This window comes from Frankia sp. CeTa3Moorea, from assembly GCF_978021225.1.
Map to the genome: position 1 here is coordinate 51605 of NZ_CDXDOR010000020.1, position 574 is coordinate 52178.

The 574-nt window shown below is 67.8% G+C and carries 1 protein-coding gene; it reads left to right on the forward strand.

Annotation, left to right across the window (positions count from 1 at the left end):
* The coding region (locus AC08OV_RS06320; RefSeq protein WP_476613499.1) for a hypothetical protein at window positions 1–574 on the forward strand (574 nt) is incomplete at both ends.

The window sequence follows — 574 nt, forward strand, 5'->3', positions numbered from 1 at the left end:
GGCGGGCCGCGGATCTGCACCACCCGCACCTACACCTACGACCTGGATTCCAATCGCATCGCCCTGACCAGCTACCCGGATGCCGGCGGTCAGCCGGAGACCGGGAACTGCTCCACCGGCACGACCCCGCAGGTCTACTCTCACAGCTATGACCAGGCCGACCGGATCATCGACACCGGCTACACCTACGACCTGTTCGGCCGCACCACGGCTGTGCCGGCCGCGGATGCGGCCGGTGTCGCGCTTACCGTCGGCTACCACGTGAACGACATGGTCGCCTCGCAGACCGCAGGCTCGACTACCCGCACCTACACCCTCGACCCGGCACGGCGCATCCGATCCTGGAGTGAAGGATCGACGAGCTGGACTAACCACTACCCGCTGGTTCGATACGACGGCACGACAGGTTCGACGGCGGCCGAACTCGGCGACAGCCCGGCCTGGATCGGCGTCACCGGCGGCGGGTGGACCCGCAACATCCTCGGAATCGGTGGAGACCTCGCCGCCGTCCAAGACAACACCGGCACGGTCACGCTGCAGCTGGCCAACCTGCGCGGAGACATCGTCGCCACGG